General features: G+C 45.8%; 19 protein-coding genes. 7 read left to right on the top strand and 12 right to left on the bottom strand.

What is annotated here, in order from left to right:
- Positions 1–137: 137 nt before the first annotated feature.
- Positions 138–1,589: an ATP-binding protein gene (locus tag AXE77_RS03625; RefSeq protein ID WP_116712190.1), complete on the top strand. Its 1,452-nt coding sequence runs from the start codon at positions 138–140 to the stop codon at positions 1,587–1,589.
- Positions 1,590–1,691: 102 nt separating this feature from the next.
- Here AXE77_RS03625 and AXE77_RS03630 read toward each other — a convergent pair whose 3' ends face one another.
- The 7 genes from AXE77_RS03630 to nrdH all read right to left on the bottom strand — a co-directional run bounded on the left by AXE77_RS03630 (position 1,692) and on the right by nrdH (position 7,213).
- Positions 1,692–1,979 (bottom strand): addiction module antidote protein, encoded by a 288-nt coding sequence (locus AXE77_RS03630; RefSeq protein ID WP_116712287.1) that lies wholly within the window; start codon positions 1,977–1,979, stop codon positions 1,692–1,694.
- A gap of 128 nt (positions 1,980–2,107) precedes the next feature.
- On the bottom strand, positions 2,108–2,383 hold the full coding sequence (locus tag AXE77_RS03635; protein WP_012913985.1) for a type II toxin-antitoxin system RelE/ParE family toxin: 276 nt from the start codon (positions 2,381–2,383) through the stop codon (positions 2,108–2,110).
- Complete coding sequence (locus AXE77_RS03640; protein ID WP_116712191.1) at positions 2,376–2,645, bottom strand: type II toxin-antitoxin system RelB/DinJ family antitoxin; 270 nt, start codon at positions 2,643–2,645, stop codon at positions 2,376–2,378. Before AXE77_RS03640 ends, AXE77_RS03635 begins: the two co-directional genes overlap by 8 nt.
- 309 nt (positions 2,646–2,954) lie before the next feature.
- Entirely contained in the window at positions 2,955–4,049 is a 1,095-nt protein-coding gene (gene nrdF / locus AXE77_RS03650) for a class 1b ribonucleoside-diphosphate reductase subunit beta (protein WP_116712192.1), read from the bottom strand.
- A gap of 97 nt (positions 4,050–4,146) precedes the next feature.
- Positions 4,147–6,372 (bottom strand): class 1b ribonucleoside-diphosphate reductase subunit alpha, encoded by a 2,226-nt coding sequence (gene nrdE, locus AXE77_RS03655; protein WP_116712193.1) that lies wholly within the window; start codon positions 6,370–6,372, stop codon positions 4,147–4,149.
- A gap of 75 nt (positions 6,373–6,447) precedes the next feature.
- Positions 6,448–6,948, bottom strand: coding sequence for a class Ib ribonucleoside-diphosphate reductase assembly flavoprotein NrdI (nrdI, locus tag AXE77_RS03660; protein ID WP_116712194.1), 501 nt, complete (start codon positions 6,946–6,948; stop codon positions 6,448–6,450).
- Complete coding sequence (gene nrdH, locus AXE77_RS03665; protein ID WP_116712195.1) at positions 6,941–7,213, bottom strand: glutaredoxin-like protein NrdH; 273 nt, start codon at positions 7,211–7,213, stop codon at positions 6,941–6,943. The genes nrdI and nrdH overlap by 8 nt, the downstream gene beginning before the upstream one ends.
- Before the next feature lie 432 nt (positions 7,214–7,645).
- Here nrdH and gndA point away from each other — a divergent pair, with 432 nt between their 5' ends.
- Positions 7,646–9,100: an NADP-dependent phosphogluconate dehydrogenase gene (gndA, locus tag AXE77_RS03670; RefSeq protein ID WP_116712196.1), complete on the top strand. Its 1,455-nt coding sequence runs from the start codon at positions 7,646–7,648 to the stop codon at positions 9,098–9,100.
- A gap of 91 nt (positions 9,101–9,191) precedes the next feature.
- Here gndA and pgl read toward each other — a convergent pair whose 3' ends face one another.
- From pgl to AXE77_RS03690, 4 genes are all read right to left on the bottom strand, one after another.
- Positions 9,192–10,025 carry a 6-phosphogluconolactonase gene (gene pgl, locus AXE77_RS03675; protein WP_116712197.1) on the bottom strand — a complete coding sequence of 278 codons (834 nt, stop codon included), beginning with the start codon at positions 10,023–10,025 and terminating at the stop codon, positions 9,192–9,194.
- A gap of 54 nt (positions 10,026–10,079) precedes the next feature.
- Complete coding sequence (locus AXE77_RS03680; protein WP_116712198.1) at positions 10,080–11,021, bottom strand: glucose-6-phosphate dehydrogenase assembly protein OpcA; 942 nt, start codon at positions 11,019–11,021, stop codon at positions 10,080–10,082.
- Positions 11,018–12,610: a glucose-6-phosphate dehydrogenase gene (gene zwf / locus AXE77_RS03685; RefSeq protein WP_240612644.1), complete on the bottom strand. Its 1,593-nt coding sequence runs from the start codon at positions 12,608–12,610 to the stop codon at positions 11,018–11,020. Before zwf ends, AXE77_RS03680 begins: the two co-directional genes overlap by 4 nt.
- 199 nt (positions 12,611–12,809) lie before the next feature.
- Positions 12,810–15,299 (bottom strand): acyltransferase family protein, encoded by a 2,490-nt coding sequence (locus AXE77_RS03690; RefSeq protein ID WP_116712199.1) that lies wholly within the window; start codon positions 15,297–15,299, stop codon positions 12,810–12,812.
- Positions 15,300–15,592: 293 nt separating this feature from the next.
- Between AXE77_RS03690 and AXE77_RS03695 the strand changes: the two genes are divergently transcribed.
- Positions 15,593–16,087: an inorganic diphosphatase gene (locus AXE77_RS03695; protein WP_004105658.1), complete on the top strand. Its 495-nt coding sequence runs from the start codon at positions 15,593–15,595 to the stop codon at positions 16,085–16,087.
- 126 nt (positions 16,088–16,213) lie between these two features.
- On the opposite strand, the gene AXE77_RS03700 is transcribed toward AXE77_RS03695, so the two are convergent.
- Positions 16,214–16,900 carry a beta-carotene 15,15'-monooxygenase gene (locus AXE77_RS03700; RefSeq protein ID WP_116712290.1) on the bottom strand — a complete coding sequence of 229 codons (687 nt, stop codon included), beginning with the start codon at positions 16,898–16,900 and terminating at the stop codon, positions 16,214–16,216.
- A 369-nt stretch (positions 16,901–17,269) separates the two neighbouring features.
- On the opposite strand from AXE77_RS03700, the gene AXE77_RS03705 reads away from it, so the two are divergent.
- The 4 genes from AXE77_RS03705 (at position 17,270) to valS (ending at position 23,255) form a co-directional block, all read left to right on the top strand.
- Positions 17,270–18,091, top strand: coding sequence for a winged helix-turn-helix transcriptional regulator (locus AXE77_RS03705; RefSeq protein WP_116712200.1), 822 nt, complete (start codon positions 17,270–17,272; stop codon positions 18,089–18,091).
- 4 nt (positions 18,092–18,095) lie between these two features.
- A complete protein-coding gene (nth, locus tag AXE77_RS03710) occupies positions 18,096–18,779 on the top strand; it encodes an endonuclease III (protein ID WP_116712201.1) in 684 nt (227 codons plus the stop codon).
- Between the two features lie 170 nt (positions 18,780–18,949).
- Entirely contained in the window at positions 18,950–20,437 is a 1,488-nt protein-coding gene (locus AXE77_RS03715) for an ABC transporter substrate-binding protein (RefSeq protein ID WP_116712291.1), read from the top strand.
- Between the two features lie 61 nt (positions 20,438–20,498).
- Positions 20,499–23,255: a valine--tRNA ligase gene (gene valS / locus AXE77_RS03720; protein ID WP_116712202.1), complete on the top strand. Its 2,757-nt coding sequence runs from the start codon at positions 20,499–20,501 to the stop codon at positions 23,253–23,255.
- Positions 23,256–23,282: the final 27 nt, after the last annotated feature.

Below are 23,282 nucleotides of genomic sequence, written 5' to 3' on the forward strand. Positions count from 1 at the left end.
TATATTGCAAAATAATATAATTTAGATTATTATAATTACGATTATAATAATCGCGATTATATTAACTTGAGCGCAGAATCAGCAGCTATAAGATGCGCTGAAAAATATTGCAATATTAGCGTAGCGGCAGGTGGAATATGGTTTTTGTTGGCAGACAAGACGAGTTACAAGTACTTGAAAAGTTGTATGAAAACAGCAAACACTCGTTCCAGATGGCAATAGTTTATGGCCGAAGACGAATAGGAAAAACTTCGCTTATTTCACAATTTTGTAAAAATAAACGCGCAATACTTTTTACTGCTCGCGAACAAACCAATATTGAGAATTTGCGTGATTTCTCGCGAACTGTGTACGATTTCTTCAATCTACCAGCAACTACAGGATCGTTCAATAATTGGAACGACGCTCTTGATTTTGTTGCGCAACAATCTAGCAGTGCAAATCAAATCGCTTCTCAATCTCCACTTATTCTAGTTTTCGACGAATTTCCTTATGCAGCTCAAGCAGATAAATCCTTAGCGTCAACATTCCAAGTCGCAATAGATCATAAATTTAAGAACACGAACATGACTCTTATTTTGTGCGGCAGCAACGAAGGATTCATGGAAAGTGAAGTGCTTGGTAAAAAAAGTCCACTTTACGGAAGACGTACCGCACAGATTCGCTTGCAACCATTTAATCTTTTTGAAGCAGCTGAACTTATGCCAAATAATGCTACTTGGGAAGATAAAATCAACTATTTTGCATCTCTTGGAGGAACACCATACTATATTGAACAGTTAGATAATAACTCTCCGTTTGCGGAAAATCTTGAGCAATTATGCTTTAACATTTCGGGAATTTTGTACGCTGAACCAGACATGCTTATGCGCCAAGAATTGCGCGATCCTTCAACATACAATAGTGTGCTCAATGCTCTTGCAACGGGATGCAATACTCCAACTTTAATATCGGGTCGTATTGGATTGCCGGCTACATCAGTGAACGTGTATTTGAAAACATTAGAAGGCCTTGGATTAATTGAAAGAAATATTCCATTCGGTATGAATCCACTTCATTGCAAAAAAGGATTATGGCAGATTTGCGACCCATTTTTTGCGTATTGGTATAGGTTTGTAGCGCCTAATAAAGGATTGATTGAACGCGGACTTTCACACGCTGCCGCAAGTAGTGTTCTTGGTAGCGAGCATGAAGTGTTTAGTACTTTTGTGGGTCAACAGTTTGAGAAAATGTGCGAACAGTGGATTGTGCGCCAATGCAAAATTGGTGGAATGGACTTTTTACCAACTAAGTTAGGTAAATGGTGGGGTACTGATCCTATTGCTCGTGAACAAACCGATATCGATATTGTTGCAGAAGACGATATTAACAAGCAGCTTATTATTGCAGAATGTAAGTGGCGTAATAATCTTAACGAAGCTGAAACAGTGAGCAAGTTGTTGCAGCAAGCAACTTTAGTTGAGAATGCAAAAAATCGCGATTATAAGAAAATATTTATCCTGTTTACAAAGTATCCAACTTCTTACAATCCTCGTCATGCTAAAACAAGCATCAACTTTGTTGACGCGCAAACAATGTTTTTTAATTGATTACGGGACAATAGTTACGAGACTATATTGCGTAGCAATAATCACACGTTATCGTGGCAGTTTTTGTTAATTTTGCATTTTCTGCCACGATAACTTGGTATGTCATGCATTTGCGGGTTCTATTGCAATACGTCCGCCTAACGCTTGAACAACCTTCGCAATAGTTTGGAAGCTAGGATTGCCGTCTCGTCTTAAGCTTTTGTAAAGGCTTTCCCTTCCGACCTCAGCTTTTTGAGCAATCTCTTTCATTCCTTTAGCTTTTGCAATATCGCCTATAGCAGCTTGCAACAAGCGAGGATCATTAAGTTCTGCTGCGGCATTGAGATATGCAATAACATCATCATCGTCCTCAAGATACTCACTCGCATCCCATTTACTTATATTTACCATTTCTTCTTTCATCCAATTGCGATATTCATCTGTTTTAAGTATCTCCATAAAAATATTTTATCCTGTAGGATACAGTTTTGCAATAATAAGTAAACAGTCATATCAGTTATCGTGGCAGTTTTTGCTAGCTAGAATAAGTCGTCGTGAGATCCTAAGCGTAGAAATATAATGCAATCTTCTTTAACTTGATACAACAGTAGAACGTCTGCAGACACATGCAATTCATGCACGCCTTTATATGAGCCTTTAAGAATATGATCTCTATAAGTTGCAAGCTCGCGAGAATCTGCACCATTGCAAATAAGTCTTACAATATTGATTACTTGCTCAATATCGTAATGCTTCTGCTTATATTTCTTAACATCTCGCAGATAGATTGGACTATAAAACGGAGGTTTAGGCATTGCGCATCAGCTCAGCAAAATCGTCTACACTACCTGCAGCTATTGGTTTTTCTTTCATAGCTTCATCAATAGCGTGCTCGTACGGAGAACTTTCAAGTGAAAATGGGAAACGTTGCGTATTTACAATCTGATACAAAAATAAGTTGACTGCTGAACTCATATCAAGACCATAATGTTCAAGAACTTGCGATGCACTATCTCGTATTTCTGGATTAACTCTTACACTTAATCTGCCTGTTCTAGCTGTTTTTGTAGAAGTCATGTCGTTTCCTTTAAGCTCAAAATCATGAATTTGTTATTCATGCTTTGCTTTATTATAACAGACCTACAGCACCCAACGTAATGCCAAAGTAGCACCATTGTGTACACAATTATTACTAAAGCACACGTTATCGTGGCAGAAATTGCAAAATTGGCAAAATTTGCCACGATAACTCCATAAGTACGCTTCTATTTAAAAATAGTTACAAAACGGAAATATTCTTAAATAATTAAATAAAAAAGGTTGCTTATGAAAGTGCATAAGCAACCTAACTAATTAGTAAAGTGACTAGTGGTTAGCGACTAGCGATTAGAAGTCCCAATCGTCGTCGTCGGTTTCAACAGACTTGCCCATAATGTAGCTGGAACCAGAGCCGGAGAAGAAGTCATGATTTTCGTCGGCTGCAGGAGAAAGAGCCGCAAGAATCTCAGGGCTTACGTGAGTCTCTTCTTCGCTGTACTTAGCTGGGTAGCCAAGGTTCATCAAAGCCTTGTTAGCGTTGTAACGAACGAAATCAAAAACGTCATCGTGGAAGTCAAATCCTTCATAAATCTGACCAGAATACTCAACTTCCAAATCGTACAAAGTGTCGAGCAAGTTCATAGTGAACTTTTCAAGATTCTTCTTATCGTTCTCGCTTCTAAGCTCCAAACCGCGCTGGAACTTGTAGCCAGAATAATAGCCGTGAATCGCCTTATCACGCAAAATCAAGCGAATCATGTCGGCAGTGTTCATCATCTTGCCGCGAGAAGCAAAATAAAGCGGAAGGTAGAATCCCGCGTAAAGAAGCAACGAAGAAAGCATAGTTGCAGCAATCTTGCGCTTAAGTGGATCTTCGCTCTCATACTCGCAAAGCACTGTGGTAACGCGCTGCTGCAAAACGTCGTTACCAACAGCCCAACGGTAAGCCTCATCAATCTCCTCGCTAGAGCAAAGAGTGGAGAAAATAGAGGAGTAGGAGCGAGCGTGAATCGACTGCATAAAAGCAATATTCGTGTAAATAGCCTGCTCATGCTCAGTGCGCGCGTGCTCAATCTGGCAAAGCTCGCCAATAGTTGCCTGGCTGGTATCAAGCAAAGTCAAGCCTGTAAAAACGCGAGTAGTGGTCTTGCGTTCAAGGTCGGTGAGGGAACGCCAGGAAGGAATATCGTTGCTCAGCGGCACCTTTTCTGGAAGCCAGAAGTTAGCAATAAGACGATTCCAAACGTCCAAATCCTTGTCATCAACAATATTATTCCAATTAACTGGGCGCACGCGCGAACCGTGATGGTAGCGATACTGAGCTGGGGTGATAGAAGCTGCCATCATCTCGTCGCTTGCGATTACGCGGTTCGTGCCGAAAGGCTTATCGAGACTGCTGCGCAGTGCTGTTGGGTCGAGCTCGGTTGGGCTGAGTTCTGTCATAATTACTCCTGATTTTGTGTTTACGTTTTATAAAATTTTTAAGTTTTTGATTTAATCTGTGAAAGATTTACAGCGCTAAGATTTTCAGCGCTACGGCTTACAGTGTGCAGCTTACGCAACCCTCGATTTCCGTACCTTCCAAAGCCTTCTGGCGAATACGAATGTAGTAAAGAGTTTTAATGCCCTTACGCCATGCGTAAATCTGAGCTTTGTTCAAATCGCGAGTAGTCGTAGTGTCTGGGAAGAACAAAGTAAGAGACAATCCCTGATCCACATGCTGAGTTGCTTCAGCGTAAGTGTCAATAATCGCCTTCCAGCCAATCTCGTAAGCATCCTTAAAGTACTGCATATTGTCATTCGTCATATAAGCGGCAGGGTAGTAGACGCGGCCAACTTTGCCTTCTTTACGAATCTCAATGCGCGAAGCAATCGGGTGAATCGAACTCGTGGAATGGTTGATGTACGAAATTGAACCAGTTGGAGGAACAGCTTGCAAATACTCGTTGTAAATACCATCGCGCAAAATCTCGTCGCGCAACTGCTCCCAGTCCGAAACGGTTGGAATAGCAACGTTAAAACGAGCAAACAAATCGCGAACCTTTTGAGTGCGAGGTTCCAACGAACGGCTTCCGTCCGTATACTTATCGAAATAGTTGCCTTTGCCAGCAGGCTTAGCGTAAGCGCTCGTCTTAAAGCTTGCAAAAGCGTGGCCGCGCTCTACAGCCAAAGCGTGAGAAGCCTTATAAGCGTGGTAAGCAACCGTCATAAAGTACATATCTGTAAAGTCAAGAGCTTCTTCGCTTCCGTACTGTATATGCTCGCGAGCAAGGAAACCGTGCAAATTCATTTGACCCAAGCCAATAGCGTGGCCTTCCGCGTTTCCGCGACGAATTGAAGGCACGGAATCAATCGAAGTGTGCTCCGAAACAGAAGTGAGCGCACGCACAGCCAAATCAACGCTTGCACCCAAGTCACCATCCATCGCCTTAGCAATATTAAGCGAGCCAAGATTGCAAGAAATATCGCGACCAACGTGGCTATAAGACAAGTCGGCATTATAAGTGCTTGCTTCCTGAGTTTGCAAAATCTCGGAGCACAAGTTGCTCATAGTAATGCGGCCCTCAATAGGATTCGTGCGATTCACAGTATCCTCAAACAAAATGTAAGGGTAGCCAGATTCAAACTGGATTTCCGCAAGCGTCATAAAGAATTCGCGGGCATCAATGTACTTCTTGTGAATACGAGGATTTGCAACCATCTCGTCGTAATGTTCGGTAACAGAAATGTCTGCAAAAGGCTTGCCATATTCACGCTCAACATCGTAAGGGCTAAACAAAGCCATCTTTTCCTTACGCTTAGCAAGCTCAAAAGTAATATCTGGAATTACGACGCCCAAGGAAAGCGACTTAATACGAATCTTCTCGTCCGCGTTCTCGCGCTTAGTGTCAAGGAAACGCATAATATCTGGGTGGTGAGCGCTAATATACACAGCCCCAGCGCCCTGACGAGCGCCAAGCTGATTAGCGTAAGAGAATGAATCTTCCAAAAGCTTCATAACAGGCACAACGCCACTCGACTGATTCTCAATGCGCTTAATAGGAGCGCCAAGTTCGCGCAAATTCGTAAGCAAAAGTGCTACGCCGCCGCCGCGCTTAGAAAGCTGCAAAGCGGAATTAATTCCGCGCGCAATAGACTCCATATTATCTTCCAAACGCACGAGGAAACAGCTCACAGCCTCTCCGCGCTGAGCTTTACCAAGATTTAAGAACGTTGGGGTAGCCGGCTGGAAGCGGCCTGCAAGCATTTCGTCCAAATAGTTAAGGGCTGCCTTTTCGTCGCCGTCTGCGAGTTCCAAAGCTACAGCTGCTGCGCGCTGAGCGAAGTTTTCCAAATACTGCTTGCCGTCGAATGTCTTCAAAGCGTAAGAAGTGTAGAACTTAAAAGCGCCCAAGAAAGTACCAAAAGTGTGGTGAGCGGCTTCTGCATGCTCGTAGAATTTATCGAGAAACTCGTCGCTGTACTTTCCGAACACGTTGCCGTTGTAGTAGTAGTTGTCAATCAAATACTTCAAGCGCTCGCGAGTAGAAGCAAACTTCATGCTGTGCTCTTGCACGTAACCCGAAACGTAAAGCTTTTCTGCTTCCTGATCTTTATCAAACTGAATGCCTTTTTCTGGGTCGAAAAGACCGAGCATGGCGTTGAGAACGTGGTAGTCGCGGCTGTTGCGAATGCGTTCTGCCGTGCTGCCGGCGGTTGTGCTAATAGTGTCAGTGTGATCAAGATTAAGCGAAGTGGATTCGCTCATCGGATCCGTGCTATTCATGGGTTTTATTCCTTTCCTCGTGCGTTATTTTTGCTTTTCAAACGCTGGTTTTTTTGTTACTTTTGTACTTTTTGCTTATTTAGTTTCTTTTGCTTCTTTTAGTTGCTTTAAAAATTTCGGTATTCCCTGCGCTACTTTTTCAATATCTTCCGCTGTTCCTGTCAACTCAAACGAATACATATTTGGAATTCCGCACTTTCCGGCAATCTGACCGCCTGCAGCGCAATAAGCGTCACCAAAATTCGTATTTCCGGAAGAAATTACGCCTCGAATAAAGGAGCGATTTTCGCGATTATTCAAGAATTTGCGCACCTGTATTGGTATTGCTTTTGAAATATTTCCGCCGCCGTAAGTTGGTACGATTAGCACGTACGGTTCGCGCACGTTTAATTCCGGATCTTTCGGACGAAGCGGTATTCGGTACACGTTCACATTACTGCTTGGAAAGTCGCAGTTTTGTACAAATCGTAACGTGTTTTCGGAAACTGAGGAAAAGTAGACTACAGCTCCGATTGATTCGCCTTGTGCTCGCGCTTCAGGCTCGCTTGGTTGTGCGATATTTTCTTGTTCACTCATTGTTTTCAGCTTCTTTTGCTGGCTCTGTGGAAGTTCCGAGCCTATCTGCAATTTGTGCAATTAAATCTGGGCGATATCCACTCCAGGATGCGTCTGGCGCAATTACTACAGGTGCCTGACGGTAGCCTGCATTGCGTAGCTGATCTAATGCTTCGGGACTTTTGGATAAATCAACAGTTTCAAAATTCACGCCGAGTTTGGTGAACTGTCGCTTGGTGGCATCACACTGTGGGCAATGAGGCTTAGTAAACACTGTAATAGTCATTTTTATCTCCTCTGGTGATGGGGAATTTGGTAATTCCGGGTTGTATCAACAAAAGCCAAATAGTTAGCTTACTCCAAATAAGTACTATTTATAGTAGTGTGTCGATTGCGTAAACACTACATATAGTTATTGTTGGGATTCGTTAAAAATAGCGTGTTTGTAAGCGTGTCGTGTTTTGTTACCAATATAAAAACGTATTTGTACAGCTTAAAGATGTAATTTATATCACAAAATTTATCGTGCAACTTTCGTATTTTGCGTATTAAAAATCTTGTGCATATCGGCTTATAAAATTAAAGGTGCGTTTCTTGAAGGGGCGTAACGCAAAATTATGTACTTTCTTATGCGTGCTTTTTTAAGATTGTGCAGATTGCTTAAGTGCGCTATGTGCGTGCGGAAAATATAACAATATACAAGATAAGAGGTGTCATTATGGCGGAAGCCCAGGCAAATATTGGTGTTGTTGGTTTGGCGGCCATGGGGTCTAATTTAGCGCGCAATCTTGCGCATCACGGCAATACGGTAGCTGTTTACAATCGCCATTATTCTCGCACAGAAACCTTGATGAACGAGCACGGTAGAGAAGGCGCTTTCGTTCCTGCAAAAACCGTTGAAGAATTTGTGTCTTCCTTGAAGCGTCCGCGTACTGCAATCATTATGGTTAAGGCTGGCGCTCCTACGGATGCTGTTATCGAGGAACTTGCGAACGCTATGGAGCCGGGAGATATTATTGTCGACGGCGGAAACTCCTACTTTGAAGATACGATTCGTCGAGAGCGTGATATCCGCGCTCGCGGTCTTCATTACGTTGGTTGCGGTGTTTCTGGCGGTGAGGAAGGCGCTCTCCGTGGTCCTTCTATGATGCCTGGTGGCACTGAGGAATCTTGGAAGACTCTTGGCCCTATTTTGAAGTCGATTGCAGCCGTTGCGGAAGGCGAGCCTTGCGTAACGCATATTGGTACCGACGGTGCTGGTCACTTTGTAAAGATGGTTCACAACGGCATTGAATATTCGGATATGCAGCTTATTGCCGAAAGCTACGATTTGATGCTTCGTGGCTTGGGTATGAAGTCCGACGAAATTGCGGACGTGTTTAGTGAGTGGAATAAGGGCGAGCTTGATTCTTATTTGATTGAGATTACTGCGGATGTGCTTCGCCAAAAGGACGCTAAGACCGGTAAGCCTTTGGTTGAGATGATGGTGGATCACGCTGGCATGAAGGGCACTGGTACTTGGACTGTGCAGTCTGCTCTTTCGCTTGGAATACCAGTTACGGGTATTGCTGAAGCTGTGTTTGCTCGCGGACTTTCCAGCCAGGTTGCTTTGCGTGAAGCTGCTGAAAGCCAGGGTTTAACTGGTCCGGATGTGCATTTTGATTTGAATGATGCTGAGCGTAAGGCGTTTATTGAGGATATTCGTCAAGCTTTGTACGCTTCTAAGATTGTTTCTTACGCTCAGGGCTTCGATGAGATTGCAGCCGCGGCAATTGAGCATGATTGGAAGATTGACCAGGCTGCTGTTGCTCGCATTTGGCGAGGCGGATGCATTATTCGCGCTCAGTTCTTGAATCGCGTTTCCGAGGCTTTTGAGTCCGGTGAAGCGAGCGTTTCGTTGCTTTTCGCACCGTACTTTAAGGCTGCTATTGAAAAGTCGCAGGCTGCTTGGCGTCGTGTTATTGCGCGAGCAGTTGAGCATGGCGTGCCTGTGCCAGCATTCTCCAGCTTGCTTGCGTACTACGATGGCTTGCGTTCGAAGCGTTTGCCAGCTTCTCTTATTCAGGCTCAGCGCGATTTCTTCGGTGCACACACCTACGGTCGCATTGACGAACCGGGAGTATTCCACACTCTGTGGGCAGACCCTAATCGCCCAGAAGTGAAGCAAGATTAAAACAAATAATATTTATAGATAACAGGCTTCTGTATTTGTTATGCAGAAGCCTGTATTTTATTGTGCTGAATTAATGTGCATTTCGCGAAATCTAGTCAATACACTCAATAGCAGCTTGCAATGTGCCTGCGGTGGTTAGCCAAGAGATTTCGTCAGTTCCGTTTGCAAAAGACGCAGGATATTCAGGATTGTTAGCTCCCGAAAGTGAATTCATTAAAGCAGCGCCCTTTTCTGCGCCGGCAGTCAAGAACCAGGTGCGACTGCTGTGAGCTAGCACGGGAACTGTAAGTGACAATCGCATTGGAGGAAGTTTAGGGGAGTGGTTTACGCCAACAACAATGCGCTCGCGATTGTTGACATGCGGTAATCCTGGGAAAAGCGAAGCCATGTGTGCATCCGGACCCATACCAAGAATTGCCAAATCAAATACTGGCTCTTTGCCAAGCAATCCTACGATTTCTTCCTCATAGTCGCGCGCTGCAGCATCCAAAATAGCGTCATTTTTAGCGTCGCTGGCCGCTGCAATTTCCTCCGCACTACGCTCATCTGCAGGCATCTCGTGAATATGAGATTCTGCCAAAGCTTTGTGAGAAGTAAGTAAGTCGAGCAGCGCTTCGCGAGTTTTGCGTGCGTTACGATCCTCGCTATCATAAGCTACAAAACGCTCATCTGCCCACCAAATATGCACTAAATCCCAATCAATCACAGTCAAAAGTGGGTTGCTAGCAAGCATTTGGAACATGCGAATTGAATCCGTGCCGCCAGTAATAAGTAAATGGAATGGTTTGTCGAGATTTTGCACATTAGCTTGTGACTCCATAATAAGAATTGCCAAGCGTTGAGCTGCAACGGCTGAAAGCACATCGGGATTATTGTAGCCGTAAACGCTTGCGTTGTGTGCAAAAGTAACTTCATTATCCGCCATAGTTATTCCTTTTATGCCATTAAAAATGTTTCACGCGCTGTTTCACGTAATGATTCACGCATTTTCTGCAGGGTTATCTCGCACCAGCTGCGCATAAATTTCGTCAGGATCAATGCGTCGCAATTCCTCACTTAAGCAATCATCCAAAGTGCGAATAGGAAGCGCAATAGGCTGAGCGGTCTGACCAGGAAGACTAATCAAAGCTTGATCTCCTCCAGCAGGGCGAGTAAGCGACAACGTACCATCCTCGCGCTCTAAAGTTACGGAAGTAATAGCTTGAGCATCAGGATTTTCAACTATTTCAACCGGTACGCGCAAACTACTCTTAAGCCAAGCCGCAAGCAAATGCAAAGAAACATAGTGAGCGGGGCCAACAACTTTCGCGCTCGTGATTGGCAAATGTGGCGGCTGGTCGAGCATAGAAGCCAACAGTGCTCGCCACGGAGTAAGGCGAGTCCAAGATAAGTCTGCGTCTTGCGGAGACCAGTTTTTGCGTAAGTTTTGAACAGTTTTAAGCGTATCGTCAGCGCGCTGAGCGTCGGTAATTCGACTGCTTGCCATCGCTCCAAGCAAATCGTGAGCAGGATCTTCCGGAGCGTTCGTCGGCCACCACGCAACAATCGGCGCATCTGGCACAAGTAGCGGAATAACAAGCGTATCCGGGTGACGAACTAAACCGTTATGCGGGTACAAAATAATAATCTCGCCAGCTCCAGCATCCGCACCAAAACGCACTTGAGCATCAAGATTTGGCACAATTTCTCCACGCTCGGCAGCATGCTCACTAGACCAATCGCGAACCATAGCAATTACGCGGCAAGGATGTTCGCGGCTGGCAGCATTCGCAGCTTCAAGCGCGTGCTCTAGTTCTTGAAGAGTTGTGTCGATAAGTAACGTAAGTACACGGCCAGTTGCAGATTCTCCGCGTTCTTCGTGCAATTCGTCGATTTTAGCCGCAATCTTACTTGTGTTGGTATCAGGAAGGTTGATAATCATGGCAGCCTCCAATGGCGGTTATTGCGAGCAAGCATGTCGTCTGCTTCCTTAGGGCCCCAAGTTCCAGCGCGGTACGGCTGCGGCTTAGTGCCGAGTGTGCTCCAGAAATCTTCAATAGGATCGAGAATTTTCCAACTTAAATCGACTTCTTCAGTAGTTGGGAACAACGGAGGCTCACCAAGAAGTACGTCAAGAATTAAACGTTCGTAAGCTTCAGGGGAACTTTCAGTAAAGGAACGTCCGTAACTAAAGTCCATTGATACGTCGCGAACTTCCATAGCAGTTCCACCAGGAACTTTTGCGCCGAAACGCATAGTAACACCCTCGTCAGGCTGCACACGAATCACAATCGCATTGCTACCAAGCTCTCGAACCGCAGTCGATTCAAACGGCAAGTGTGGAGCGCGCTTAAAAATAACGGCAATTTCCGTAACGCGCTTGCCTAAACGTTTGCCAGTACGCAAGTAGAACGGCACTCCGGCCCAACGGCGAGTGTCAACGTCTAATCGCACTGCAGCATACGTTTCTGTAGTGCTTTCAGGATTGATTCCCTGCTCTTCCAAGTAACCAACTGCTTTATACGATCCTTGCCAACCGGCTGCGTACTGTCCGCGAGCAGTGTTCGCCGCTAAATCGTGAGGCAAGCGGATAGCGGACAAAACCTTCGTTTTTTCTGCAGTTAAATCGCTAGCGCGGAAGCTTACAGGTTCTTCCATAGCAGTAAGTGCCATAAGCTGAAGCAAATGGTTCTGAATCACGTCCCTAGCGGCGCCGATGCCGTCGTAATAACCTGCGCGTCCGCCAATGCCGATGTCTTCCGCCATAGTAATTTGCACATGGTCAACATAATTCGCATTCCAAATCGGCTCGTACATGGCGTTAGCAAAGCGGAAAGCAAGCAGATTTTGCACTGTTTCCTTACCTAAGTAATGGTCGATTCGGAACACAGAATTAGGATCGAAAACTTCCGAAACAACCCGGTCTAATTCGCGCGCGCTCGCTAAATCGTGACCAAAAGGTTTTTCAATAATTACGCGACGCCACGCGTGCTCAGAAGAGTGCGAAAGGCCGGAAGCTGCTAGTTGTTTGGCAACCACAGGGAAACTGGAAGGCGGAATAGACATGTAAAATGCGTGGTTTCCGCGAGTTCCACGGTCTCGATCCAGCTCATTTACTGTATTACTTAAACGTTCAAAGGCAGCAGGATCGTCGAAAGTTCCGCGTACAAAACGGATACCTTTGGCGAGGTTCGTCCATGTTGACTCGCGAAATGGTGTGCGACAATGCTCCTGAATGTTTTCACGCACAAAATTAACGAAATGCTCATCGGTCCAGTCTCGTCTTGCGAAGCCAGTCAAACCGAATCCTGGGGGAAGCAGCCCTCGATTTGCTAAATCGTATACGGCAGGCATGAGTTTTTTCCTTGCCAAATCGCCGGTAATGCCGAAAATTACCAAGCTACACGGGCCTGCAATACGAGCTAAACGTAAATCTCTTGGGTCTCGTAATGGGTTATGCCATATTTGGTTTCTGTCGCCTATACCACGGTTGTTGCCGCAATAATCACATGGGTTCCTCAACTCAGTCATACATACTATCGTAATGTTCGGTTACTATTTTTCACACTCGAGTCGTCATTTTTCTTGCATTTTTGTTATAGGCTTTTCTTGTAACAACTGCAAAGTAAGCCTATAAAGTAAGCCCGCAAAGTAAGCCTATATTCTATACAATAATCCCGCAAAGTTGTAATAAAACTTTCGCTTATTGCGCTAGTTTATTGCGCTAGTTTCAGCCTCCACAAACGGCAAGACGAATCATTTTAGCGTACTGTGGACCGCCAACTGGTGTTAAATGAACGCCGTCATCCGTCAAATATTCGGAGTGACCTTCGCTCAAACCATGCCAGTTAATTATGCCAACGTTAGGGTGTGTTGCTGCAAAGTTGCGTAATCTTTCGTTGGTAGTGTCTTGCCATGGCTGCGGAACTCGAGTGGTAACAAAGTAGACCGGCTTGCCTTTGGCAACGTCAACCATGTGTTGAAGTACGCTATCGTCTCGCGGTGGGCCATTGGTTCCCAAAGCGTAAATAACAATATCTCCGGCATGTTTGCCCGAAATATCTTGCTCGTACTCGTCAGCTCCATGGAAAATTTGCCGACTTACTTTGCCGTCAATATAGGCGTTAGGCATTGCCTGCATTAAGTACGGTTTTGCGCCTTCTGTAATGGAATCACCAACCATGGTGAGATTTACTGAGCATGTACCAGTGCGTTGATCGATACGCGTGTGAGAAGTTTTCAGATTGTTTGGTACTTTTTCCGCAATAGGGAACAGTACGCGGTATCGCGATGGCGTTGGGGGGAGGGCTTGTTTTGCAACGTTTTTATGCAGGCCCCGCAGCGTGCGATGATACTTTGTTGAAGTGTTGTCGCCGCTGGTATCTTTTGCATGTTGTGGCTGATCGGTTTTTTGCTTCGCATTTTGTTGTGTATCCGCAACAGTTAATTCTGGGCGAAGTTGCACTGCTCGTTGCTGCGCGATTGCTTGCCAGCTTACTGGGAGTGACACAATCGCTAGCGTAACAATAAAGCATAGCGTTATAGCAACATAATGAATCGTGGCGAGCAGACGATTACCGGTCACTTGTTTTTCGAATATTTGGTAGAAACATTCTGCGATTACTACTATTGCTAGAGCTTGAAGTAGCTGTTCCCAGAAGGAAGCTGAGGTCGTGCGAGTTGCAGGGTTGCACAATTCCAGCAGTGGGAAGTGCACCAAGTAGATCGAGAAGGATCGGCGACCAAGGTACGCTAGTGGCGCCCAGGAAAATATGCGTGCGCAAATGTTGGTGCCGCTGATACATGACCACAACAATAACGTGCAGAATACTGCCGTGAGAGTGTACCCGCCGAAAACTAGTAGCGGTGAAGCGCCGTCGGCGTAAACAAAACAGCAGCACAATACTACGGCACAAGCAGCTCCGATTGCGGAATGTTGCCACGAAGTAAGTGGAGTGCAGACTACATTTTTTGGCTTCTTGAATACGTCGTCGGGAAGCTCGCTTATGTCAGTTGAATTAGTTACTCGTTGCGATGAAGATTGTGCCGAAGACGCTGTTGAAGTCGTGTCGAAGGTATCGTTATCTTCCGAAAGGTCGATCTGCAAGCCTGCGCGTAAATCTTCAGGAATACCATCGTCTTCGTGTGAGTGCATTCCATCCGCGCCTAAGATTTCAGCCGAGTTGCTAACGTTGCGAGAGGTATTCTCTTGGGCAACGTTGTGTGAATCATCTTTAGTGATACCATCTTGCGTGCTACTCAAGGTGACTATCACGTGTTTGTTGCCGCGCAACCAATTGACTACGCGAACAATCCAGATATGAAGCGAATGCTTACTAAACCACGCGTTATACATTGCTAGCATAGCGCCCAGCAAAAATTCTGATGCTCGAGTATCGAGCGAGTAGTACACGCGTGCCGGTGTTTCGTAGTTTCCGGAAGCATAAGCAAAAGCAAAGGTGAGTGCTGCAGAAAGTACCACTAATCCTGCGGTAATGTACATGCGGAGTGCGGGTTTCCTCACTGCTGTAACGAGGGCCGTAAGAATGAGCGGCCACACGATAAAAGCTTGCATTACCAAGCCTAAATACCACAAGTGTTTAATAGGTGAAGGCAACCCCGATTGCTCAAAGTAAGAAAGCTTACGCACAACGTACGTGACATTGCTGAAAAATCCTGCGCCGGGAAGCGCGTCGGCTTGTAGTTTTGGCAGCAGACTCGGCGAACAAAGCCACATTATTGGTGCTGTTATCGCAATAACCCCAATTGTTGGAGGCCAGATTCGTTTAATTCTATGCCATAGGTATTGCCAGTAGTGTCGAATTTTACTGGTTTTACTGGTGTTATCCGGATGTGTTGTGTTTTTCCGAGCAGCGATATATTTCAGTACCGAAGCAGTGCAAAAATAGCCAGAAAGCACGAGGAACAGTGTTACGCCTAGGAAACCGCCTGGCAGCAAACTTGGGCGCATGTGGAAGCAGACTATGCCGATAATTGCTAAGGCTCGCAAACCATCTATAGCTGGATTGCGTTTTGCTGCGTTTGCTGAACTTGAGTATTGTTGTTGCGTATCAACTTTTGTTGGTGAAGTATTGTTTGCTGACACGAGCCCTTCATAAACTTGTTTATCACTAGCATTACCCGCCGTTGCTTTACTGCTGACTATGGTTTGTTCGACCGGTGAGACAGCGGAAGTGGTCATGCTTTTCTTTCTTGTCATCGTGCCTGCACTTCATCAACTATGCCGATATATGTACGGCATATTGTGTGTAAAACAGAGTTATGATAACTGCGTCTTGAGACACCGTTGCCCCTTAAAGCGTGTCTAAAAATAATGCTAAATATGCCCAAAAAATGTGATGTTTTTTGTGGTATTTTTTGTGTTATTTTTGTGAATTTTACGGCTTTTATTATTGTTTTTCTTTGTTGCGTAGGCGTACCGTATTTTCGCCGTTCGTTGGTGCGCGGTAGAGTGAGAAGGAACAGTTTATGACTTGTTATAAAGGAGCCAAAATGGCAGAAACTTTTAATGTTGTGGTTGAGATTCCACGCGGTTCTAAGAATAAGTATGAAGTGGATCACGAAACCGGTCGCGTCTTCTTGGATCGTACCCTTTTCACCGCAATGGGTTATCCAGACGATTATGGCTATATTGATGGCACTTTGGGCGAAGATGGCGACCCGCTTGACGCTCTCGTCATGATTCCAAATTCTGTGTTCCCAGGCTGCGTAGTTGAATGCCGCGCTGTTGGCCTTTATCACATGGTTGATGAAGCCGGCGGTGACGATAAGGTTCTTTGCGTTCCAGCTGACGTTCGTTTCGACGACATCAAGGATATTGATGACGTTAACGAGTATCACAAAGCAGAAATCAAGCATTTCTTTGAGCAGTACAAGGCTTTGGAACCAGGTAAGGAAGTGCTTCCTGGCGACTTCTGGGCTGGCGTTGAGCAGGCAGAGAAGGAAATCGTTGCAGCTCGCAAGCGTTTGGAAGAAAGCGAAAAGTAAGTTTCGTTTTTAATTAAAACAATCAGACATAAAACAAGCGTCGGAAGCACTATTCGCGTTTCCGGCGCTTGTTATATTCTCGACTTTTTGCGTATCTGACGCTTATGTCGTTTAGTACGCTTTTATTTATGCAGCTACCAACATGCCAATTCCAGCAATGTAAATCAACATGCCGGAAAACATTATCGGCAGCAGCGCAATAGCAGCGTCGCGTACGGCACTTCTTTTGTAATATTCGTTACTATTATTGCGAACCCACACATACGATAATCCAGCTAACGCAATAACCATTACCGTACACAGCGCTGCCACAAGCAACCCGCCATCAATATTGCGCAACGATGGCATAAATCGAATAATCGAAGGCAAAAACAGCCAGCCAGGAAGAGAAGCGCAAGCAATACTTGCGGTTAACGTGTGAGAAAGATTACGCACTACATTAGTGCGGTGTTCGCGAAGCATTTGTCGTATAAAAGTCACGAATGTTGCTGCTACAAGAATAAGCGCAAACGATACTGCCCAGCGTTCGTAAGGGTGGATTGCTGCAATAAATTTACTCATCGACACAGTTTCATCGTCAATAATAACGCTTTGTGGCAGCCAGCCTTTTAGCGCGAGCGTAGCGCACCACGCGGAAGCAATACCTGCACATAAAGCAATGGCGCGGTCAATAATAGTGCCGTGCAAAGGCCAAAAAGCAAGGAATGTGAGCAGTATTATCATGCACAAAACAAGCGTCAGTTTCGCCGTCGCTATAGGAAGTGCGGCGGCTGCGGCGAGGAATAATACTGAAAATATTTGGCTCGCTGCCATAATAAGCAGGTGCGTGGTAGGTATGCGAGCTTGAGCCGTTGTGTTGAGGGGAGTTGTTTGGCTGTTTGTGCTGCCGTAGCTACCGTGTGTTTCGGTTTCGTTGCTCATACTCGCTCCTGAGTGCTAGTAAATTGGCTACTGTAATGTAAGTATTCGCAACGGCTCACAAGCAGTGTGCGGCGCGCGTATACTCAATCCCTTATTACTAATGTAGTCTACAACCTGCACTATGTCGTTTTAGTAATGACACCTGTATTTACACGTGGGAATGGTCATTCTTCGTAAGCATGGTTTACAATGCCTGTAAAGGCGTGATTTTGTACTGCAAACTTACATGGCAAACTTACACTTGCTGGCTGGAGGCATCATATGACCGATATTACATTGATGACTTCTTGCGCTTCCCCTGCCTCTGTTTTGCCTTCTCTCACTTTGCTTTCTCACCGTGTGCGTGTGTTAGATATGGACGTTTCAAGTTTTACTAAACTTCCTGCGCAAACTATTCTTTTACTCGACGCGCGTGAGGATTTAGCTTTAGCAAAGTCATTGTGCGCGTCTTTGCGTTCGGCAAATATTACTGTTCCCGTGATATTGGTGCTTACAGAGGGCGGTTTTACCGTTGTGAACGCATCGTGGAATATTATGGACGTCGTGCTTACCAGTGCTTCTCCAGCGGAAGTAGAGGGTCGCTTACGTTTAGCTGCTCAGCATAGTGATGTGGACGGTGTTGTTTCTCAATCTACAGGTATGACAGTGGGGGATTCCGCGGTTGTTGACAATGGCACTATGCGTTCCGGTGATCTCGTTGTTGATATGCGTAGTTACACGGTGAGTTTGCATGGGCACCCTGTTGATTTGGCTTATAAAGAATTTGAGCTGCTGAAATATTTTGTGCAACATCCGCGTCGAGTATTTACGCGTGCGCATCTTTTGCAAGAAGTGTGGGGATACGATTACTACGGTGGTACGCGTACGGTTGATGTGCATATTCGACGTCTTCGTGCGAAGCTTGGCGTTGAGTATGAGCAGCTGATTGGTACGGTTCGCAATGTTGGCTATCGTTTTGATCCGTCCGAATCCGAAGGTAACAGTGCGATTGATGAAGATCCTGACGATTTAGTAGATGAATCTTCAGAAGATGCCGTTTCTGCTGCTGACAATTCAACCAGTCAGAAAACTAGTCAGAACTAGTGATATGCGAGAATCGAAAAAAGCGAAGCTTGCGCGTATTCACGCGGAGTATGCGTTACTTTGTGAAGAAATTCCCTCTCCACAGTGTGCTCTTCATTTTTCTAATCCTTTTGAACTTCTTATTGCGACTGTATTAAGCGCGCAAACAACTGATAAGCGCGTGAATATGGTGACTCCAGAGCTTTTCGCTACCTTCCCAAATTCGCGTGCACTTGCTCAAGCTTCACTTGCGCAAGTCGAATCTATTATCCGGACACTTGGTTTTTATCGGGTAAAAGCGCAGCATATTATTGCGTTGTCGGCACGTTTGGAAAGTAATTTTCACGGTGTAGTCCCATCAAGTATGGAAGATTTAACGTCGCTACCGGGGGTAGGACGCAAAACTGCGAACGTTGTGCGAGGAAATGCGTTTGGGCTTCCGGGATTTCCGGTTGATACTCACGTAATGCGTGTAACTGGCCGTCTTGGTTGGTATGACCATGGCAGCAGTTGCCATAAACGCCAGAATACTCAGATTAAGCCCGATCCCACAGCTATTGAACGCGAAATAACTGCTTACTTTCCGCCGAATGAATGGACTAATCTCTCGCACCGACTCATTGCGCACGGAAGAACTGTGTGCACTGCTAAAAACCCTAAGTGTGCGTTATGTCCATTGCGAGCCACGTGTCCGTACGCAGCTTCCTGAATACAAGCGTGTAAGTGTGCGCACAAAAGTGTGTCCAAGCGTGTGTTGGTTGTCAATGCAGGTGTTGATATAAACTGTAAATTATGTCAAGAACAGGAAAGTATGCGTATAACGCTTATGGAGCATCTCATCGTCGTGCCAGCGCAGGCTGGATTCCGTGGGTTGTTTTTATGGTTGTTTCCGTAGTAATGGTAGTGATTTTGTGGTGCGGTTGGCAGTTATATCAAGGGCACTCGCCAATCGACGCTATTGCGCGTCCTGCAGGAAACTCCACGTTAACTGTCGGTTTGCGCACTGCTCCTGAAACTCTTGATATGCGAACTCACGACAGCGACGCAGCGCAGCAGGCTCTTTTAGACAACGTGTATGAGACTTTAGTAAGACGCGGGGATGACAATTCTTTGCAACCTGGATTAGCAAAGTCTTGGGAGATTTCAAAAGATGGTCTCACTTATCGTTTCAACTTGCGCCAAGGCGTGCGTTTTTCTAATGGTGACGTTATGGATTCGCAATCCGTTCTTCAATCGTTAAAGCAAGGCATTACCCAAGGTTACGTTGGTTACACTGCGTTGACGGATATTAAAACTGTCACTAATCCTGACGATCACACCTTGGTTATTACGCTGAAAATGCCAAATGTTTTGCTGCTTAGGCGTCTTGCTGGCCCTGCTGGCATCGTATATGACACCAAAGCTAGTGTAGATTATGCGAATAACGCTCTTGGAACTGGTCCTTTCGTAGTAAGTAGTTACCGTAAAGGTGATTCGCTAGTTTTGACAAGAAACGACAAGTATTGGGGGACTCCTGCTGCCTGCGCGAGCATCACTTTGCAATATTTTGCTCAAGATAGTGCCATGGCAGAAGCGATGGAGCAAGGTAAAATACAAATAGCAGTGCCGCTGGAAGGTAAGGAAAATAAGCGTTTTGCCGCTATTGCTCACACAAATATGGTAGAAGGACAGAGTACTCGCGTGCGGATGATTGCGTTTAATAGTACAATTGCTTCTATTTTCTGCGATAAGCAAGCACGTAGAGCGGCGCGATACTCTATGAATATGCAAACCGTATTGGAAGCCGATCCTAATGGTGGCGTTCCTGTCAGTGGGCCTATTGATCCGCTTTCTCCCGGTTATGAAGACTTAACTAATATGTTCCCGTTTGATCCGGCAAAAGCTCGCTCTTTGTTCCGTTACTTTAGTGCTGGCTACTTAGGCAATATTACGTTCCTGGTTCCGCAAGGAGAGGGTGATGTTGGGCGCGAGTTGTCGAACCAAATCAGCTCAGTGAGTGGTTTTAAAGTTCATCTTGAAGAACTTGATCAAAATGCGTTACGTCAGCGCGTGAAGGAAGGTAAGTATGATATAGCGCTTACTTCGCTTGATCACACGTTGGATGAAGGTACTTTTGCTGAGGCTGGATCGCAATTTGTGTTGCAGGACGAGTTGTCACAGCAAGCTTGGTCTAAAGCGGTTCACTCGAAGGATATTAAAGATTATGAGGCGAATGCTCGTGCTTATGCGCGAGAAGTAAGCGATAAAGCTGCAGCTCACTGGTTGTATGCTCGTAAAAGTGTGATGGCTGTGAAATCTAACGTAAGCGGTTACACCAAGAATATGATTGATCAGCTATTGCCTTTGCGTGACATAGTAGTGAAGTAAATTTGTGCCTGCGAAGTAACAGTGGGATAAGTTGTCGTACTGAGTTTCTAATATTCAGTTCATGAGTGAACAGGATAACACAGTAAAGCATGCTCATTTAACGCCGCTGCCTAATAAAGTTGGCGTTGATGGCCTCGAAGACAAATGGCGTAATAATTGGGAAGAAGCCAAGACTTACGCTTTCCATAATTCCCGCGACCGCAAGGCCGTATATTCTATTGATACTCCACCTCCAACCGTGAGTGGCCACTTGCACGTGGGCCACGTATTCTCTTACACGCATACGGATGTTATTGCGCGCTACAAGCGTATGAAGGGTTTTGATGTGTTCTACCCAATGGGTTGGGACGATAATGGCCTTCCAACAGAGCGTCGTGTGCAGAATTATTACGGTGTGCGCGTAGACACTTCGCTTAAATATGACCCTGATTTTAAGCCACCTTTTGAAGGTACTGAAGGCAAGAAAATTGAGGCAAAAGATCAGGTTCCTGTAAGCCGTCAGAACTTTATTGAGCTTTGCGAGCGCTTAACTTCCCAGGATGAGAAGCTTTTTGAAGCGTTGTGGCGTAGGCTTGGTCTTTCCGTGGATTGGTCTCAGACCTACCACACGATTGGTGAGCAGCCTCGTCGAGTTGCGCAAAAAGCATTCCTTCGCAATCTCGCCCGCGGAGAAGCCTACCAAAAGGATGCTCCAGGCTTGTGGGATGTGACTTTCCAGACAGCAGTTGCGCAAGCTGAGCTTGAAGCTCGCGAATATCCGGGTTTCTATCATAAGATTGCGTTCCGTTTTGAAGATGGTACGCCAATTTATATTGAAACTACGCGTCCAGAATTGCTTGCCGCTTGCACTTCTTTGATTGCTCACCCAGACGATGAGCGTTACAAGAAGTACTTCGGGCAGGAAGTTTATTCGCCACTGTTTAAGGTGAAAGTGCCAATTTTGGCTCATCCTGCTGCTCAAATGGACAAGGGTGCCGGCATCGCAATGTGCTGCACTTTTGGTGACGTAACCGACGTTGAGTGGTGGCGCGACTTGAGCTTGCCAACTCGACCAATTATTCAGCGCAACGGACGTATCGTGATGACGACTCCTGATTGGATTACGGACGAGTCCGGTCGCGAAATGTTCGAGAAAATTGCTGGTAAAACCACGTTCTCTGCTCGCAAGGAAGTTGTTGAGGCTTTGCAAACAGCTGGAGATATGGATGGCGAACCAAAGCCAACAAAGCGTATGACGAACTTCTACGAAAAAGGCGACAAGCCTTTGGAAATCGTCACTTCTCGTCAGTGGTACTTAAAGAATGGTGGTACGGACGAAAAGCTGAACGCTGAGCTTATTGAGCGCGGCAAGGAACTTAACTTCCACCCAGACTTTATGCGTGTGCGTTACGAGAATTGGGTTCACGGTTTGAATGGTGACTGGCTTATTTCTCGCCAGCGCTTCTTTGGCGTACCGTTCCCACTGTGGTACCCAGTAAACGAAAATGGGGAAGTGGATTACGCAAATCCTTTGACACCTAGCGAAGACCGTTTGCCAATCGACCCAACTATTGACGTTCCAGAAGGATTCGACGAATCTCAGCGCGACCAGCCAAACGGCTTTACAGCTGAGCAAGACATTATGGATACTTGGGCCACATCTTCCTTAACTCCACAAATTGTGACTCGTTGGGAAGAACCAGGCGAGGAAAATCAGGCTTTGTTTAAGGCTACTTTCCCAATGGATTTGCGTCCACAAGGCCAGGATATTATTCGTACTTGGCTGTTTAGTACGGTTGACCGTGCACATCTTGAAAACGGCTGCTTGCCTTGGAAGCATGCTGCACTTTCCGGATGGATCTTGGACCCAGATCACAAGAAGATGTCAAAGTCCAAAGGCAACGTGGTCGTGCCAAACAAGCCAATCGAAGAGTTTGGTGCGGACGCAGTGCGTTACTGGGCAACTTCCGCAAAACTTGGCTTGGACGCAACTTACGACGAAGGCCAGATGAAAATTGGCCGACGCTTGGCAATTAAGCTTTTGAATGCTACGAAGTTTGCGCTCGCGATTGGCCGCGAAGACGAGGAACATCAGGTTCTTGAGCCTGCTAATGCGGACTGGAATTTTGCAGACGTTACGGAAGTTTTGGATCGTTCCGTTATGGCAAAGCTTGCATCCGTTATTCGTACTGCAACTGATGCGCTTGAGTCTTACGAGCATTCTAAGGCTTTGGAAGCAATCGAAACCTTCTTCTGGGAGTTCTGCGACGATTATATTGAGCTTGCAAAGAATCGTGCTTACGGCACTGCAGAATCCACTGGACGCACTCCAAGTGAAGCTGCTGTAAAGTCTGCTCGCACAACGCTTGGTCTTGCTCTCGACGCTTTGGCTCGTTTGCTTGCTCCTTATTTGCCTTACGCTACGGAAGAAGTGTGGAGCTGGATGCATGACGGTGAAGGTTCTGTGCATCGCGCAAGCTGGCCATGTGCTAAGGCTTACGAGGCCGCTGCAAACGGAGTTTCTGCTGACACTTTGGCTTACGCTGGTGAAGCTTTGGCTACTTTGCGCAAGATTAAGTCCGAGGCAAAAGTTTCTATGAAGACTCCTATTTTGCAAGTGACTTTGAACGTTGCGGAAAACGCTTACAAGGCTGTTGAGGAGACTTTGGATGACGTTGCTGAAGCTGGTCGCGTTACCGGAGAAGTAAAGCTTAACGCTGTCAAGGCTGCTGATTCTGCTGATGGCGATTCTTCTGCTGATGCAAATTCTGATGCAGCTAACGTAAACGTTTCGGTTGCTCAAAGCGAACTTGGCGAAGCTCCTGCAAAAAAGAAGTAGTTGCAAGTAATAGCAAATAATTAATCT

The sequence above is a fragment of the Gardnerella massiliensis genome, from assembly GCF_003408845.1.
GTDB lineage: Bacteria > Actinomycetota > Actinomycetes > Actinomycetales > Bifidobacteriaceae > Bifidobacterium > Bifidobacterium vaginale_H.